The 15,121-nt window shown below is 64.4% G+C and carries 15 protein-coding genes; 7 read left to right on the forward strand and 8 right to left on the reverse strand.

Annotated features, from left to right (window positions below; all coding sequences use genetic code 11):
• Positions 1-20: 20 nt before the first annotated feature.
• Both gyrB and J2X92_RS20085 read left to right on the forward strand, forming a co-directional pair.
• Positions 21-2,645, forward strand: coding sequence for a DNA topoisomerase (ATP-hydrolyzing) subunit B (gene gyrB / locus J2X92_RS20080; protein ID WP_307578056.1), 2,625 nt, complete (start codon positions 21-23; stop codon positions 2,643-2,645).
• A 380-nt stretch (positions 2,646-3,025) separates the two neighbouring features.
• Complete coding sequence (locus tag J2X92_RS20085) at positions 3,026-4,009, forward strand: JmjC domain-containing protein (RefSeq protein WP_307578058.1); 984 nt, start codon at positions 3,026-3,028, stop codon at positions 4,007-4,009.
• Positions 4,010-4,055: 46 nt separating this feature from the next.
• Here the strand turns inward: J2X92_RS20085 and J2X92_RS20090 are convergent, their stop codons facing one another.
• Positions 4,056-4,322, reverse strand: coding sequence for a hypothetical protein (locus J2X92_RS20090; RefSeq protein WP_307578060.1), 267 nt, complete (start codon positions 4,320-4,322; stop codon positions 4,056-4,058).
• Between the two features lie 299 nt (positions 4,323-4,621).
• Here J2X92_RS20090 and J2X92_RS20095 point away from each other — a divergent pair, with 299 nt between their 5' ends.
• From J2X92_RS20095 to J2X92_RS20105, 3 genes are all read left to right on the forward strand, one after another.
• Positions 4,622-5,143: a hypothetical protein gene (locus tag J2X92_RS20095; protein ID WP_307578062.1), complete on the forward strand. Its 522-nt coding sequence runs from the start codon at positions 4,622-4,624 to the stop codon at positions 5,141-5,143.
• A gap of 123 nt (positions 5,144-5,266) precedes the next feature.
• Positions 5,267-5,764 (forward strand): hypothetical protein, encoded by a 498-nt coding sequence (locus J2X92_RS20100; RefSeq protein WP_307578064.1) that lies wholly within the window; start codon positions 5,267-5,269, stop codon positions 5,762-5,764.
• Positions 5,765-5,954: 190 nt separating this feature from the next.
• Entirely contained in the window at positions 5,955-7,142 is a 1,188-nt protein-coding gene (locus tag J2X92_RS20105; RefSeq protein WP_307578066.1) for a metallophosphoesterase, read from the forward strand.
• Positions 7,143-7,163: 21 nt separating this feature from the next.
• Here J2X92_RS20105 and J2X92_RS20110 read toward each other — a convergent pair whose 3' ends face one another.
• On the reverse strand, positions 7,164-7,661 hold the full coding sequence (locus J2X92_RS20110) for a polyhydroxyalkanoate granule-associated phasin (protein WP_307578068.1): 498 nt from the start codon (positions 7,659-7,661) through the stop codon (positions 7,164-7,166).
• Positions 7,662-7,851: 190 nt separating this feature from the next.
• On the opposite strand from J2X92_RS20110, the gene J2X92_RS20115 reads away from it, so the two are divergent.
• Positions 7,852-8,427 carry an acyloxyacyl hydrolase gene (locus J2X92_RS20115; protein WP_307578070.1) on the forward strand — a complete coding sequence of 192 codons (576 nt, stop codon included), beginning with the start codon at positions 7,852-7,854 and terminating at the stop codon, positions 8,425-8,427.
• Here J2X92_RS20115 and J2X92_RS20120 read toward each other — a convergent pair.
• The 3 genes from J2X92_RS20120 to J2X92_RS20130 all read right to left on the reverse strand — a co-directional run bounded on the left by J2X92_RS20120 (position 8,424) and on the right by J2X92_RS20130 (position 11,545).
• On the reverse strand, positions 8,424-9,401 hold the full coding sequence (locus tag J2X92_RS20120) for a lysylphosphatidylglycerol synthase domain-containing protein (RefSeq protein ID WP_307578072.1): 978 nt from the start codon (positions 9,399-9,401) through the stop codon (positions 8,424-8,426). The genes J2X92_RS20115 and J2X92_RS20120 overlap by 4 nt on opposite strands.
• The gene (gene clsB / locus J2X92_RS20125; RefSeq protein ID WP_307578074.1) at positions 9,398-10,675 is read right to left on the reverse strand and encodes a cardiolipin synthase ClsB; all 1,278 of its coding nucleotides are present in this window, start codon (positions 10,673-10,675) and stop codon (positions 9,398-9,400) included. Before clsB ends, J2X92_RS20120 begins: the two co-directional genes overlap by 4 nt.
• Positions 10,676-10,762: 87 nt before the next feature.
• A complete protein-coding gene (locus J2X92_RS20130; protein ID WP_307578076.1) occupies positions 10,763-11,545 on the reverse strand; it encodes an endonuclease/exonuclease/phosphatase family protein in 783 nt (260 codons plus the stop codon).
• A 215-nt stretch (positions 11,546-11,760) separates the two neighbouring features.
• Here J2X92_RS20130 and J2X92_RS20135 point away from each other — a divergent pair, with 215 nt between their 5' ends.
• Positions 11,761-12,189: a serine/threonine protein kinase gene (locus J2X92_RS20135; protein WP_307578077.1), complete on the forward strand. Its 429-nt coding sequence runs from the start codon at positions 11,761-11,763 to the stop codon at positions 12,187-12,189.
• An 82-nt stretch (positions 12,190-12,271) separates the two neighbouring features.
• Here the strand turns inward: J2X92_RS20135 and J2X92_RS20140 are convergent, their stop codons facing one another.
• From J2X92_RS20140 to J2X92_RS20150, 3 genes are all read right to left on the reverse strand, one after another.
• A complete protein-coding gene (locus J2X92_RS20140) occupies positions 12,272-12,853 on the reverse strand; it encodes a Spy/CpxP family protein refolding chaperone (RefSeq protein WP_307578080.1) in 582 nt (193 codons plus the stop codon).
• Positions 12,854-13,003: 150 nt separating this feature from the next.
• The gene (locus J2X92_RS20145) at positions 13,004-14,095 is read right to left on the reverse strand and encodes a flavodoxin family protein (protein ID WP_307578081.1); all 1,092 of its coding nucleotides are present in this window, start codon (positions 14,093-14,095) and stop codon (positions 13,004-13,006) included.
• Between the two features lie 95 nt (positions 14,096-14,190).
• Positions 14,191-15,090, reverse strand: a complete 900-nt coding sequence (locus J2X92_RS20150; protein ID WP_307578083.1) for a pirin family protein — start codon at positions 15,088-15,090, stop codon at positions 14,191-14,193.
• Positions 15,091-15,121: the final 31 nt, after the last annotated feature.

Raw genomic sequence — 15,121 nt, forward strand, 5'->3', positions numbered from 1 at the left:
AGAGATAGAGGAATATCCGAATGAGTGCAGAAGAGAACAAGCCCGAAGTGCCCCATACCGAACCGGTCTACACGCCCGAGATCGAGAATGCGGTGCCGATCGAGATCACGCCCGCCGACACCAGCTACGGCGAAGGCTCGATCACGATCCTCGAAGGGCTCGAGGCGGTGCGCAAGCGCCCCGGCATGTACATCGGCGACACCTCCGACGGCACGGGCCTGCACCACCTGGTGTTCGAAGTGGTCGACAACTCCATCGACGAAGCGCTTGCGGGCCATTGCGACGACATCGTCGTCACCATCCACTCCGACAACTCGATCTCCGTCACCGACAACGGCCGCGGCATTCCGACCGGCGTGAAGATGGACGACAAGCACGAGCCCAAGCGCTCGGCTTCCGAAATCGCGCTCACCGAGTTGCATGCCGGTGGCAAGTTCAACCAGAACAGCTACAAGGTATCGGGCGGCCTGCACGGCGTGGGCGTGAGCTGCGTGAATGCGCTGAGCGTGATGCTGCGCCTGGTGGTGCGCCGCGAGGGCAAGATCCACGAGCTCGAATTCAGCCGCGGCTTCGTGCAGAACCGCCTGATCGAGACCGTGAACGGCGTCGAGGTTTCGCCGATGCGCATCATCGGCGAAACGGACAAGCGCGGCACCGAAGTCCACTTTCTGCCGGACGCCGAGATCTTCAAGGAGAACGCCGATTTCCACTACGAGATCCTCTCCAAGCGACTGCGCGAGCTGAGCTTCCTGAACAACGGCGTGCGCATTCGCCTGAAGGACGAGCGTAGCGGCAAGGAAGACGACTTCTCGGGCACCGGCGGCGTGCGCGGCTTCGTGGAGTTCATCAACAAGGGCAAGACCGTCCTGCATCCGAACTCGTTCTATGCCGCTGGCGAAAAGCCGGCCGACACCTACGGCGGCATTCCGGGCACGCACATCGGCGTCGAAGTGGCAATGCAGTGGAACAGCGGCTACAACGAGCAGGTGCTGTGCTTCACCAACAACATTCCCCAGCGTGACGGCGGCACCCACCTCACGGGCCTGCGCGCGGCGATGACCCGCGTCATCAACAAGTACATCGAAGAGAACGAGTTCGCCAAGAAGGCCAAGGTCGAAGTCACCGGCGACGACATGCGCGAAGGCCTGTGCTGCGTGCTGAGCGTGAAAGTGCCCGAGCCCAAGTTCTCGAGCCAGACCAAGGACAAGCTGGTGTCCAGCGAAGTGCGCGCGCCGGTCGAAGACATCGTCGGCCGCCTGCTCACCGACTACCTGCAAGAGCGCCCGAGCGACGCCAAGATCATCTGCGGCAAGATCGTCGAGGCCGCCCGTGCCCGCGAAGCCGCGCGCAAGGCCCGCGAAATGACCCGCCGCAAGGGCGTGCTCGACGGCATGGGCCTGCCCGGCAAGCTGGCCGATTGCCAGGAAAAGGATCCCGCCCTGTGCGAGGTCTACCTGGTGGAGGGCGACTCCGCCGGCGGTTCCGCCAAGCAGGGCCGCGATCGGAAGTTCCAGGCCATCCTGCCGCTGCGCGGCAAGATCCTGAACGTCGAGAAGGCACGCTACGAGAAGCTGCTCACCAGCAACGAAATTCTCACCATGATCACCGCGCTGGGTACCGGCATCGGCCGTGCGGGCGCCACAACAGCGGGCGGCGGGGCGGACGACTTCAACGTCGCCAAGCTGCGCTACCACCGCATCATCATCATGACTGACGCCGACGTCGACGGCGCCCACATCCGCACGCTGCTGCTCACGTTCTTCTACCGGCAGATGCCGGAGCTGGTCGAGCGCGGCCACATCTATATCGCGCAGCCGCCGCTCTACAAGGTGAAGGTCGGCAAGGAAGAGCAATACCTGAAGGACGGCCCTGCGCTCGACGCCTTCCTGCTCAAGGTGGCGCTGAAGGACGCGAGCATCGAAACCGGCGGCCCCAACTCGACCACCCTGAGCGGCGACACCCTGGCCGAACTGGCGCGCAAGCACCAGTTGGCCGAGGCCGTGATCGCGCGTCTGCGCAACTTCATGGATGCCGAAGCCCTGCGTGCCATTGCCGATGGCGTGGCGCTCGACCTCGACACCACGCCCGCGGCCGAAGCCTCGGCCGTGGCGCTGCAGGCCAAGCTGCGCGAGCTCAATACCACCGGCATACCCGCCGAAGTCAGCAGCGAGTTCGACGTTCGCACCGACAAGCCGCTGCTGCGCATCAGCCGCCGCCACCACGGCAACATCAAGAGCAGCGTGCTCACGCAGGACTTCGTGCACGGCGCCGACTACGCCGCGCTCGCCGAAGCCGCCAACACCTTCCGCAACCTGCTGAGCAGCGAGGGCGCTACCGTCCGCCGCGGCGAAGGCGAACGCGCCAAGGAGGAAAAGGTGGCCGACTTCCGCATCGCCATGAAGTGGCTCATCGGCCAGGCCGAAAACGCCACCTCACGCCAGCGCTACAAGGGCCTGGGCGAAATGAACCCCGCCCAGTTGTGGGAAACCACCATGGACCCGACCGTGCGCCGCCTGCTGCGCGTGCAGATCGACGACGCGATCGAAGCGGACCGCGTGTTCACGATGCTGATGGGCGACGAGGTGGAACCGCGGCGCGAGTTCATCGAGCAGAACGCGCTGCGGGCTGCGAATATCGACGTTTGATCGATCGTGTCGTTCGGACGGAAAGTGAAAGCTGTGCCAGATAGGTAAAAAATTTCTGGCGGAGTTGGTGAAATGAAGAGCGCCCTGCATTGCAAGGCGCTCTTTTTTTACTTGCTCAGGGGCCGTAAGGCACCGACAGTCTGCCGCTCGCGTTGCGGGGGCTGCGGTCCGGAGGCGGCGGGCACATGCCGCCCAGCCAGCGCCGCGCCCTCCAACTACCTTTCGTTGGGGATAGGGAGTTTCACCGATGCGCCTTCCATTGTCAGTTAGCCGTCAGGAATCCTATCCAGCATTGAATTCCAAAGTATTACTTTTGCTCAAAGACTCCGCCCCGGACCTCATTTCAGGGCAAGAGCCCAAAAAGCGATCTGGAGGGTGCGATGTGCGTGAACACCATGAAATCTGTCGGGGCTCCGGAAGCGACATATCGGATGTGGACGGAGGATCCTGACGCCTTCTCTACCCAGAGAATCACGCGGATGCGCCACAACTTTCACGAGCACCCTCTGTTTCAGGTGCCTGAACTCGTGAAGCTTGGGATGGAACTCTCGAAGCTGGACCTATGCAGGTTCATGAACCCGAACAGGACGGTCGCATCCACGCTCGCGAATGACAGCAAGCATCCTGATGGACGCAGCATCGAGGAATTCTTCGAGCGCATGGAGGAGCCGGGTTCGTCAGTTGCCTTCTATCACATCGAAGCCATCCCTCGTTATCAGGCCCTGCTGACGTCGGCGGTGAACTCGATGCGCTCATTCGTCGAGCGCGAGCAATCGAAGATCTTCAGGGTGAACGGATTCGTCTTCTTCTCTGCTCCGCCTTCCGTCACGCCCTTTCACATCGATCGCGAGAACAACTTCTGGTTGCAGTTGCATGGTCACAAGACTCTCAACGTCTGGGATCACCGCGATCGCACCATCGTGGCGGCCGATGCCGTGGAGGATTTCATCGTCACGCAATCGCTCGGGAAAGTACGCTTCAACGAAGCGTTCTTGCCGCGCGGGCTGGAGTTCGATGCACAGCCGGGGGATGCCATCTACTTCCCGAGCACCGCGCCCCACATGACACGGTCCAAGGCTGACCGGACCGGCCCTGGCGATCGCTTGTCGATCTCGATCGGCGTGACCTTCTACACCGCTGCTACGCGCGAGGTGGCACGCATTCACCAGGTGAACCGGCTGATGCGCAAGTGCGGCATGTCACCCTCGTACCCAGGGGAATCGCCCGCTGCGGACCCAGTCAAATCGGCCATCGGCGGCTTCGTCGGCGCCGGGCGCGCCCGACTTGGCGCCGCGCGCGCCCGGTTCATCAGCATGACCTCAGGGCGACCCTTCAATTACAAGCCGCCGCCGGGCTCCTTTTGACATTCACGGCCGACTTGAAACGTTGAGCTGGCGATCGGCTCCAGGATCAGATCGACCGGTGCACGCGAACGCCGTTTCTGCCGCCTTGCATCATTCGCGCGACGCGTGCCAGCCCGCCGGTCCCGCTGGCCGCGCGGCCGACCAGTGCACCACCCGCCCCGCCCGCCAGCACGCGGCGCATCAGCGAGCGGCTGCTTCCCGCCTTCAGCAGCAGCAGAAGGCCTGCGCCGAGCACGGCCAGATGCTCGCCCGGAATACCGCGGCGCTGGGCGTCCATCTTCTTGAGGGTCTCGATCTTCGATCCGATGGTCATTGAAAGCTCCTTTTCTGTACGAACTTCTTCATAACCAACGCGGCTTTGCACCGCTGTAGGCACGCGTCCCATGCGCCACGTCGGATCGGGCGCACAACCAAGGCGTATCAGGGTTTTCATAGGTGAGAGGCCGCAAAACGGCGCAGATACCCGTCACACAATCGTCACGAGCTATTAAAACAATAGCGTTCAACGGGTTGCCGAGGATCGTTCCTCGTAAACGCTATATCTAGCCCGACTCTTGCTAAGCAAAATCCTCGACGGATTTCACGTCACCCATGATCGAGGACATCGAAGCAATGAACCTTATGCGTCTCCGGCAGCCGATGGCTGCATTGGTACTGGGCGGCACAGCAGCATTCTTCGGCGCGATGACCACATCGGCCCATGCGTTCTCCAACCCGCCCATCCAAATGGCGCAGGGCGTCGAATACATGTGCGGCGGCACGAGCAAAGACGAAGCCGCTTTCATGCAGATGGTCTCGCCGCGCTGGGCGGCCACCCTCGAATTCGGTGTCAACGACAGCACGCAAAAGAGCAGTTTCCCGGCTCGGGCGGCGGTGCAGGTGCGCGAAAGGTACACGGGCCGTCCGGTGATGGAGGCGCAGTCTCAAGGGCCTTACATGCTCGCGCGGCTCGACCCAGGGGCGTATGACGTGAACGTCACGCTCGGCGGCCTCACGCTCACACAGCCGCTGACAGTCATTGCGGGCGCGCCCGCGCGTGCCGTGTTCATGTGGCCGTCGAATTTCGACATGGCCTCGGTGCTGCCGCCCGCGCCGCAAACGCAGGCACTCGCGCACACCTCCGGCGTCCGGTGAGCGTTTTGTTCCCTCGGCTTGGCGCCGAGGTCGGATCCTTGTTAAGCCTTGTCTAAGCCGTGCGCCGCACAGTGGCGCCGTGGTGTTTCGCCACGCAGCTAAGGAAAGGAAAGGATCCAGATCATGACGATCTCCCGCATTTCATCGCAAAGCCGGCCCAGAGCGGTCGCCATCACGCTGTTCGGCACCGCTCTCCTTTTTTTCGCGGCATTTTCTTCGGCGCATGCCACGGAGAATCCACCGATCCGCATGACCCATGGCATCGAATACATGAGCGGCGGCATCGGCAGCGACGAGGCCCAGTTGATGGAAACGGTGGCGCCGCGCTGGCCGGCCACGTTCGAATTCGCGATCAAGGACCACAAAGGGGCCGATTTCGCATCGGACGTTCGCGTGACGGTGCGCGACGCGAAGGGCAGGGTGCTGCTCGACCACGTCGCCTCTGAGGGGCCGTTCATGGTTGCCCGCCTTGACCCCGGCACTTACGAAGTGGAGGCTCGCTTGCGCGGAAACACGCTCAAGCAAACGCTGCAGGTAACTCCAGGAACGCCCGCCCGGATGGCATTTTTGTGGCCGGCAGGCACCGACATGGCCTCCGTTGGCACAGGCACGGTGCAGTAATTCGCTAGCCTGAATCCAGAGGCCGAGCGCTCGTTCTCGGATTTTGTGGGCCGGGTTGCCTGCAACCCCCGCTATCTGCCTGTGGTGCGCTATAGATAAAATAGCATTACTCGGAACGGGCGCCTTCTTGAATGCGCGGCATGCGCCTTGCAGATGCTCTATCCCGGGCTTGCCCGTTCCCATTGCCTCCATGCCGATACGTTTCCTGAGCGTTCTCACCGCGCTCTTGCATGCCTACATGGCAATGCGCCTGCTGCCTGCGTTGGCCATGCTCACGCCGGCGTGGCCGCTCGCGCTCGCCGCGCTCATCATCTCGGCCATCACCATTCCGCTGCCCTTTGCCTCCCGCCGCATTGCGGCGAACGCCACACTGGGCAACACGCTCAAGTGGGTCGGCCTGATCAGCATGGGCTGGTTCTCGTCGATGTTCGTGCTGACGGTGGCGCGAGACGCAGGCCTGCTGATCGCCTGGTTGGCAAGCGCCTTGGGCGGGCTGCAGGTGCGCTGGGACACAGGGTTGCCGTGGAGCGCACTCGCGGTGGTGGCCTTGGCCACGGGCACTACGCTGATCGGCTTCATCAACGCCCGCCGCACCGCGAGCGTGAAGCGCGTCGACATTCCGATTCGCGGCCTGCCGACGGCGCTCGAGGGGTTCACCATCGCGCAGCTCAGCGACATCCACGTCGGTCCGACCATCAAGAGCGCCTACATCCAGCGCATCGTCGATGCGGTGAACCGTCTTGGCGCCGACGCGATTGTGATCACCGGCGATCTGGTGGACGGCAGCGTGGCCGAGCTGCGCGAGCACATCGCGCCGCTGGCCGGCCTGCGTGCACGGCACGGTACTTTCGTCGTCACGGGCAATCACGAGTATTACGCCGGTGCGCATGCGTGGATCGACGAGCTGCGCCGGCTGGGTTTGAAGGTGCTGCTCAACGAGCACGTGGTGCTGCAGACGCGCAACGTGCGCGGCGCGCAGAACGACGAAGAACTGTTTGAAAGCCAGCTGGTGCTGGCCGGCGTGACCGACTACACCGCGGGGCACTTCGATGCCTCACACCAAAGCGACCCTCACCTGGCGTTGTTCGATGCGCCGCCGCTGGTGCACACACGGGTGCTGCTTGCGCACCAGCCGCGCAGCGCGCCGCTGGCCGCACAGGCGGGCTACCAGCTGCAGCTGTCGGGCCACACGCATGGTGGCCAGTTTTTTCCGTGGAACCTGTTCGTGCCGATGCAGCAGCCCTTTACCTCGGGCCTGCACCGGCTGCACGACATGTGGGTCTACGTGAGCCGCGGCACCGGCTACTGGGGCCCGCCAAAGCGCTTTGGCGCGCCTTCCGAGATCACGCTGCTGACACTGGTGACGGCACTCAACTGAAGAAAAAGAAGAGCTGCGCGTTCAGTCGCGCAGTTCGGCAAGGCGACGGGCGTTCGAAGTCGCGGCCGCATGGATCGGCTTCAGCCCGCGGCGGGCAATGCGCACCGCCGCACCCGACAGCAGGCTGGCCGTGCCGGCTGCGCGCGTGGTGGCCCGCATGAAATCGTCGCTGCGCACGACGGCCTGCGCGGGCGTGATGCTGCCGACCATCGAGAAAAAGGCGCCCGCACTTTGAAACCACTGCTGTAGTGCGCGGTTTGCCAGTGCGGCCTGGCTGCTGTGCCACTGCTTGGCCATGGCAACGCCCGATTCGCCCGCCGCAACGAGTTTTTCATCGCCCATGAGCTGGAACTCAGCCAGGTCGACCGCGCTTGGTGCGAGCCCTGCCTTGGCGATGCGTTCGGTGCGCATCTGTATGACGGAGCCGGAAGACAACAGCATCTCGTGGGTCTTGAGAGCCAGGTCCACCCACAGCATCAAGGGGCTGGCCAGGCGAACGACAGAGGTGAGGGACGACATGAGAGCGAGCAATCTATGGGATGGATGAACGCCACTATAGGCGCCTGCCGGGACGATTTGCTGCACTGCAGCAAAATTGCAGCCATTTTGTTGAACAAGTCCTACCTTTTGACACGGAAATAGCCTCCGAGAAAACCCGCCAACGAACTTCAAAGTAATTTCCTTCGCTCAGCCGCAGCTCAGAAGAATCATGAAGAAACAAAGCTCCGCCTTCCTTGGGATCGCGGTGCTTGCGGGCCTTTCGTGCCTGCCGGGCACCAAGGCTCACGCATTTGAAGACAGCGCACGCGGCATCTACTTCGAGGGCGGTCGCGCACCGCATGGCGACAAGGGCGCCAGCAATTCGGCCACGGTCGGCGTTACGCTGCCCTGGTCGTTGCGCCAGCCGGTTCATGAAGGCGCGCTGACCTCCTACTGGGACCTTTTCGCCAGCCATTGGCGCGGGCCCGCAATCGACGATGGTGCGCACAGCTACACGCAGATCGGTGCGATCTACACCTGGCGCTATCGCTTCGACGGCGGAAGCTCGGCGTGGTTTGCCGAAGGGGGCGTGGGCGGCACCTTGATGGACCATCTCTACAAGACGCCCGATCGCACCTTCAGCACGGCGTTCCAGTTCACCGAGGTGCTGGGCTTGGGGCGCAGCTTTGGCGAGAACGGCAAGCACGAGCTGGCGCTGCGCCTGCAGCATTTCTCGAACGGGGGCTACAAGAAGCCCAACCCGGGCGAAAACTTCGTCCGCGTGCGCTACACCTATCATTTCTAGCGTCTCGCGGGCCCCGCCGCCCGCATGCGCCAGCGCTTCGCGCGCAGTTCCGTTACAAAGTAGGCCAGCGTGGCGATCCCGAGCGGCAAGAGGTAGTAGAGCCCGCGGTAGACCAGCAGCACGCCCAGGAGCCTGCCTTGAGGCACCTGGTCCGACAACAGCGCAATGAACACCGCCTCGAGAACGCCAAGGCCTGCCGGCACGTGGGTGATGACGCCCGCCACCGCGGCCACGAGCAACACTGCAAGCACCGAGTGGTAAGGCAGCTGCCCCTGCAGCAGCACCCAGATGACACCGCCAATCAGCGACCAATTCAGGCAGGACAGGGCCAGCTGGAGCAGTGCCATACGAAGCGATGGAACCTTGAACGAATGGCGGTGAATGCGAAAGACGTGGCCACTGGCGAAGGCGCACAGCACCAGGTACACCGCGGCCACCAGCAGCAGCACGGCGCCGAGGATGCGCAGCCCTGCGTTGTCGATCTTCCAATCGGCCGGCAACACCAGTGGCCAGAAGCAGAAGACCGCGCCAGCCACCACCAGGTAACCGAGCCAGTTGGTCAGCATGCTGAAACCCAGCACGCGGGTGATGGTGCCGTTGGAGAGCTCCAGCCGCGAATAGAGCCGGTAGCGAAACGCCACGCCGCCAACCAGCGAACCCAGGTTGAGATTGAAGGCATAGCTGATGAAGGTCACCCCCATCACGGTGCCGGCGCTCAGCGGGTGCCGCGTGAGATGCCGGCCCAGGAGGTCATAGGTGCTGTAGATCGCAAAGCTGCTGGCGGCCAGCGCGCCCGCCAGCAGCAACGTGGCCGCGGGAAGCGCGCGCATGGCGTCGAACACCTCTTGCCAGTCGATGGCACGCGCCTGGTTCACGAGCAGCCAGGCAATCAGGCCGAAAAAAGCCCAGGCTGCGAGACGGCGCACCCAGGGCCACCAGGGCCGGTGCGCAAGCCGTGCGGTGTGGGAGCTCATGCCACTTCCGTCGGCGTCACGACGTCGTCGCCGCTTTTCTTGCTCGTCTCGCGCTGTTCATGCCTTTCGGCCAGGGCGATGGCCTCGGCGGGCGTCAGGCGCGGCACGTGGCGCGGCAACCAACCGAGCCACGAGGGATACCAGCGCAAGAAGTGAAAGATGAAGAAGCTGCGAACCAGCCGCCAGCCGCTCCATTCGTTCTCGAGGTCGGCGGGGCCGATCTGCTTGCAGCTCTTGCGCATGAGCGTGTCCATGCGCTCCCACAGCAGCTGGTTGAAAGCTTTGTCGCGTGCGATCACGTTAGCTTCGAGGTTGAGCGACAGGCTCAGCGGATCGAGGTTGCTCGAGCCGACCGTGGTCCAACGGTCGTCCATCAGCGCGATCTTCGCGTGCAGCGGGCGTTCGCAGTACTCATAGATGCGCACGCCCGAATGCATCAGGTGGTGGTAGAGCATGCTCGCGGCCGTCTTGACGATCGGCATGTCGGGCTCGCCCTGCAGGATGAGCCGCACGTCCACGCCGCGCCGCGCCGCACGACGCAGTTCCTTGATGAGCCGGTAGCCCGGAAAGAAATATGCATTGGCAATCACGATGCGCTGGCGCGCGGCGCGGATCGCGATCAGGTACTGGCGCTCGATGTCGCCGGTGTGGCGCCGGTTGTCGCGCGTGACGAACATCGCCTCCACCTCGCCCACGGCTTCCCGGTCGGCCGGCGGGGCTTGCTTGAGGCGGTGGCGGAACCAGCGCGGCCCCTTGTCGCCCAGTGCAATTGCACGCAGCACGTACTGATGGATCTGCGCCACGATGGGCCCGCGGAGTTCCACCGCGTAGTCCTGCTTGGCCTTGGGGCCGAAGTCGAGCAGATGGTCGGCCGAATAGTTGATGCCCCCGACGAATGCGAGCTCTCCGTCGACCACCACAATCTTGCGGTGCATGCGCCGGAACACGTTCAGCCGCTGGCCGAAGATGCGCTTGCCGTGATCGAACACCCGCGTTCTCACGCCCACCGAACTCAGCCCTTCGATGAATTCGCGCGAAAGATCCGGCGAGCCGAAGCCGTCGACCAGCACGTCGATCTTCACGCCACGCTGGGCTGCCGCGCGCATGGCGGCATGCAGTTCCAGCCCCACCTTGTCTTCGAACAGGATGAAGGTTTCGATGATGACTTCGCGCTTGGCCTGGCGAATGGCATCGAACACGCGCGGAAAGAATTCCTCGCCGTTCTCGAGCAGCGCAATGCAATTGCCGCCGATCCAGCGGTCTGCGCTATCCATGGCGGCCACCTTCAGTGCCCGGCGGAGCAGGCGATGGGCGTCGCGGCGCGAAAAAATGAACTGCGCGGAACATGGGCGTAGTCCATCTCAAAGGTCGATGTTCGCCACCAGCGGCGCATGGTCCGACAGGTGCGACCAGGGCTTGCGCGGCAGCACCACAGGCTCGTGCACGCCCGCGTTGCGCACATAGATGCGATCCAGCGACAGCAGCGGAAAGCGTGACGGAAACGTCTTGGCAGCCGCACCGTTCGCGTGCAGGAACACCTCGCGCAGCGCGGCGCCTTCTTCGAGCACCCGGTGCGCGCGGCCGCGCCAGTCGTTGAAATCACCCGCCACGACCAGCGGGGCGTCGGGCGGCACTTCGTCGCGCACGATGTGGCAGAGCAACTCCAGCTGCTGCTGCCGATGCGCCTCGGCCAAGCCCAGGTGGGCGCAGATCGCGTGGACGTCCACCGTGCGGCCCGGTAGACGCAGCACGCAGTGAAGCAAGCCGCGCTTTTCGGGACCGGCCACCGACACGTCGTGATTGCGGTAGTGCACGATCGGAAACTTCGACAACACCGCGTTGCCGTGATGGCCTCTCGGATACACCGCGTTGCGGCCGTAGGCGAACTGCGGCCACATGGTGTCAGCCAGAAATTCGTAATGCGGCGCCTCGGGCCAGTTGTTGACCTTGCGCGAGTGGCGCGAGTGGGTGCCAAGCACCTCCTGCAGAAACACCACGTCGGCCCCCACGGTGCGCACCGCGTCCCGAAGCTCCGGAAGAATGAACTTGCGGTTGAGCGCAGTGAACCCCTTGTGGGTGTTCACCGTCATGACCTTGAGCGAGGTCGGCGCCGCTGCGGGGAGTGGAATCGGGGAAGAAGACATCAGTCCTCAGGTTGTACGTTGCCGCGCCGCCGGCGCCTGTAGGAACGCGCCACCTTCTTCGCTGCCTTTCGCAAGCGGGCGGCCAACTCCTACAGGCAGGCCGTCCGCACCCCCACATCGCGGGCATCGGGCGCCTTCTACGGTGATTTCAGGCCGCAGGAATCGGCCGCTCTGCCATCCGTTCTCGATCCCTCGAGACAAGCAAAGGAACCACCATGAAGCAACGAATCTTTCACGCGACGCTGCTGGCCGGCCTGATGGCCACCGCCGGCGCCGCCATGGCGCAAGCCACCTCGATCCCCGCCCAGCCCGACCCGTCCGTGGGCGGCCAAGCCAGCACGCAAACCCCATCCGGCGTGCCCAACCCGCCGCAGCGCCCTGACAACACCATGCCGGTTTCACGCGAAGCAGTGAAGGCCGAGGCACGCGCCCACAACCGCAACAATGCCAACAACCCGGTGCCCAAGGGCGAGGCCACCACCACCGTGAACGCTCAGCCTAACGCGATGCCGCAGCCCACGGGCGAGATGTCCCGCGCCGAAGTGAGCCAGCAGGGCCGCAAGACCAAGCCCCGGTTCGGCAACCCGGGTGAACGGCCCGACGTGCCGACGAACCCGACGGAACGGACCGGCACGCCCCAATAAGTGCTTGTGCGAAAAAAAGCCCGCGATGCACAAAGGCATCGCGGGCTTTTTAGCGTTTTGCGCAGTTCAGCGCGTCGTTCGCTCAGCTCTTGGCTGGCCCCGCCGAATGGTTGTGCCCGTCAGGGCCGCCGTGGCCATGATGGCCGCGATGCCCGTGCATGCCGGCATGCACCGTTTCCGCATCGAAGGTCTTCTGCTGCTCAGGCGTCAGCGCCGCATAGAAGGTCTTGGTGGCTTCAGCGCGCTTGGCGAACCTCGCGCTGCGCTCGGCGTGGCGAGCCTGCATGCGCTCCAGGCGCTCGGGCGTGGTGAGCTTGGCAAATTCGGCGCGATCCATGCGCGCCGGACGGGCGCCGGCGGGCGGCTGGCTGGCCGATGCGAAGGTGGTCCACGCGCTTTCTTGCGCGGAGGTCAGCTTGAGCTTTTCCTTCAGGGCGGCCAGGCGCTTGGCGCGATGTTCTTGCATGCGCTGCATACGATCGGCCGGGTCCATGCGCTTGTGCTGCGCCTTGTTGGCGGTGGCACCGTCGGCCTGGGCAACGGCCGCAGGCGGGGCCGCAGCGGTGGCGGGCGCGGCCGGGGCTTGTGCGAAGGCGCCCGAAGAGGCGAGGGCGGCCGAACCGAGAAGGCTGGCCCAGACGATGCGTTGGCGAAGAGAGATCATGAAAAGTGCTTCCTTTCGAAGAAGCCCGCCGCCAAGGGGCAGCAGGTGAAGCGAAGTGTGGAAGACCTCTGTATCGCCCAAGTGAGGCTGGAGTGAGCGTGCGTAAAGAATCATGAACGGCCAGGGCTGCACGGCCCGCCTGCGCCGCGGCTATTTGGGCCGTGGAGGCTTCAGTCCGCGATCGGGCGCCTGCAGCTTGCCCGAGCGCAGCTCGCCGACCGCCAGCGCCACCGCGCGGGCTGCGTTGCGCACCTCTTCCTGCACGTCTTCATTGGCGTCGAGGCTGTCGTGGCTGTTCGCATACGGCTCGTAATAGCCGATGTAGCGGTCGAGCCGAGCCTGCGCGCCGGCATCGATCAGGCCCATCCAGTCGAGCCAATCCGACAGGTTGCGGCGCACGCTCTCGACGCCGGCCACGTCGCCATGCACCACCAAGCCGTAGACCCGGCCGCTCAGGTGCTTGGGATAGCCCCAGCCATCGAGTTCGAGCGCCTTGGCTTCGTCGGGCTTCTTGCCGTGGGTGCTGGTCGGGTCGGGGTTGCCGCCGTCGGCGCACACCAGCCGGTCGGCCATGAGCTTGAGCGGACTGGCCGACTGGTACCAGTGAGTGGGCGTGAACAGCATCACGCCATGCGCGGCCACCCAGCGCTCGTAGATCTCGTTCATCCAGTCGCCGGTCTGGCGCAACGAATGATTGGGATAACAGCTGCAGGGCCAGTGGCACAGCGGCATCGCGGTGGAGACGCAGCCCTTGCAGGGATGGATTTGTCGGCCGTATTCGGAGGTGAGCAGGCTCAGGTCGAGCACGTCGACGTCGATGCCACAGCTGTCGAGCACCTCGCGCGCCAGCTGCACCAGGCGCCAGCTCTTGGAGATTTCGCCCGGGCAGGTGCCGTCGTTGCGCGGCGAACCGTTGACCAGCAGCACGCGCGAGCGTGTCTGGGGGTTGCCCCAAGCCGCCTGCGCAGCTTCGATGCGCGCCTTGGCTTCGAGCCAGTCCACCGAAAGTTCGTACTCCGGGTCGGCATAGCCGGGGCCGGCCTTGCGCGTGACCGGTGCCTTGCGGCCTTCCTGGTAGGCCTCCCATGCAATGAGTTCGATGCGCTGCAACGACGCCTTCTCGGTCTGGAAGGCCGGATCCCGGAAGGACTCCATGAAGCGCTCATGAAACTGGTCGCGCTCCAACGTGTCGGGCGCCTGTCCCTTGCGGACACGGGGCGCTTTGGAGGTGCGAAAAGGCATGGCGTCAATCTATGCGCCGCATGGCCCGCCTGTGACCTGTGCGCGGCGCCGATTTTCGGTAGGCCTGCGACTACACGCAGGCACGGCACCGCCGTTCAGCCGCCGAACTTTCCGTTCTGGAAGTCGTGCACCGCCTGCTTCACTTCTTCCTGCGTGTTCATCACGAAGGGGCCATATTGGGCAATGGGTTCGCGCAGCGGCTTGCCGGCAATCAGGAGCGCCCGGGCGGGGCTGTGGTTGGTGGCGCCCGCGCGCAGGACCACGCCGTCGCTTCCGGGGTCGTTCGCCAGAATGGCCATGCGGCGCGTGGGCACCTCGCTGCCCGCGATCCACAGCGATTCGCGGTACACGTAAACCAGGGCGTTGTGGTCGTCCGGCAGGGGCTGCGCAAACTCGGCGCCCGGCGGCACCGTGATGTCGAGGTACAGGGGCTCGGTGTCCTCGCGCCGCACGGCGCCTTCGATGCCGTGGCTTGCACCGGCAATCACGCGCACGTGAACGCCCGCGGTGGTGGTGTATTCCGGTATTTCCTCGCTCTGGATGTCGCGATACCAGGGCTCGCGCATCTTGTCCTTCGCGGGCAGGTTGAGCCAGAGTTGGAATCCTTCCACGAGCCCCTCTTCCTGCTCGGGCAGCTCGCTGTGGATGAGCCCGCGGCCGGCCGTCATCCATTGAACGCCGCCGTTTTGCAGCAGCCCCTCATGGCCGGCGCTGTCGCGGTGGCGCATGCGGCCCGCGATCATGTAGGTGACGGTTTCGAAGCCGCGGTGCGGATGGTTGGGAAAGCCGCCGATGTAGTCGCCCGGGTTGTCGCTGCCGAAGGCATCCAGCATCAGGAAGGGATCGAGCCTTTTCTGCAGCGGCTGTTGCAACACGCGGGTGAGTTTGACGCCGTCGCCATCGCTGGTGGAAACACCGGCCACGATGTGGTCGATGCCGCGCGGCGTGGCGACGGGATCGGTGGGGTGGTTGGCATGATGATTTGCGTTCGTCATGCGGCCATGGTGGCACTAACCCCGTGACCGC

Origin of the sequence: Variovorax paradoxus (genome assembly GCF_030811855.1) — a bacterium.
Lineage (GTDB): Bacteria > Pseudomonadota > Gammaproteobacteria > Burkholderiales > Burkholderiaceae_C > Variovorax > Variovorax paradoxus_L.

Coding starts and splice junctions, on each gene's coding strand:
- J2X92_RS20110 (WP_307578068.1), bottom strand. CDS start 7,661: ATGTCGTCCCTCACCTCTGTCGTTCGCCTGGCCAGCCCCTTGATGCTG.
- J2X92_RS20100 (WP_307578064.1), top strand. CDS start 5,267: ATGACGATCTCCCGCATTTCATCGCAAAGCCGGCCCAGAGCGGTCGCC.
- J2X92_RS20105 (WP_307578066.1), top strand. CDS start 5,955: ATGCCGATACGTTTCCTGAGCGTTCTCACCGCGCTCTTGCATGCCTAC.
- J2X92_RS20120 (WP_307578072.1), bottom strand. CDS start 9,401: ATGAGCTCCCACACCGCACGGCTTGCGCACCGGCCCTGGTGGCCCTGG.
- J2X92_RS20115 (WP_307578070.1), top strand. CDS start 7,852: ATGAAGAAACAAAGCTCCGCCTTCCTTGGGATCGCGGTGCTTGCGGGC.
- clsB (WP_307578074.1), bottom strand. CDS start 10,675: ATGGATAGCGCAGACCGCTGGATCGGCGGCAATTGCATTGCGCTGCTC.
- J2X92_RS20140 (WP_307578080.1), bottom strand. CDS start 12,853: ATGATCTCTCTTCGCCAACGCATCGTCTGGGCCAGCCTTCTCGGTTCG.
- J2X92_RS20145 (WP_307578081.1), bottom strand. CDS start 14,095: ATGCCTTTTCGCACCTCCAAAGCGCCCCGTGTCCGCAAGGGACAGGCG.
- J2X92_RS20085 (WP_307578058.1), top strand. CDS start 3,026: ATGTGCGTGAACACCATGAAATCTGTCGGGGCTCCGGAAGCGACATAT.
- J2X92_RS20130 (WP_307578076.1), bottom strand. CDS start 11,545: ATGTCTTCTTCCCCGATTCCACTCCCCGCAGCGGCGCCGACCTCGCTC.
- J2X92_RS20135 (WP_307578077.1), top strand. CDS start 11,761: ATGAAGCAACGAATCTTTCACGCGACGCTGCTGGCCGGCCTGATGGCC.
- J2X92_RS20090 (WP_307578060.1), bottom strand. CDS start 4,322: ATGACCATCGGATCGAAGATCGAGACCCTCAAGAAGATGGACGCCCAG.
- J2X92_RS20095 (WP_307578062.1), top strand. CDS start 4,622: ATGAACCTTATGCGTCTCCGGCAGCCGATGGCTGCATTGGTACTGGGC.
- J2X92_RS20150 (WP_307578083.1), bottom strand. CDS start 15,090: ATGACGAACGCAAATCATCATGCCAACCACCCCACCGATCCCGTCGCC.
- gyrB (WP_307578056.1), top strand. CDS start 21: ATGAGTGCAGAAGAGAACAAGCCCGAAGTGCCCCATACCGAACCGGTC.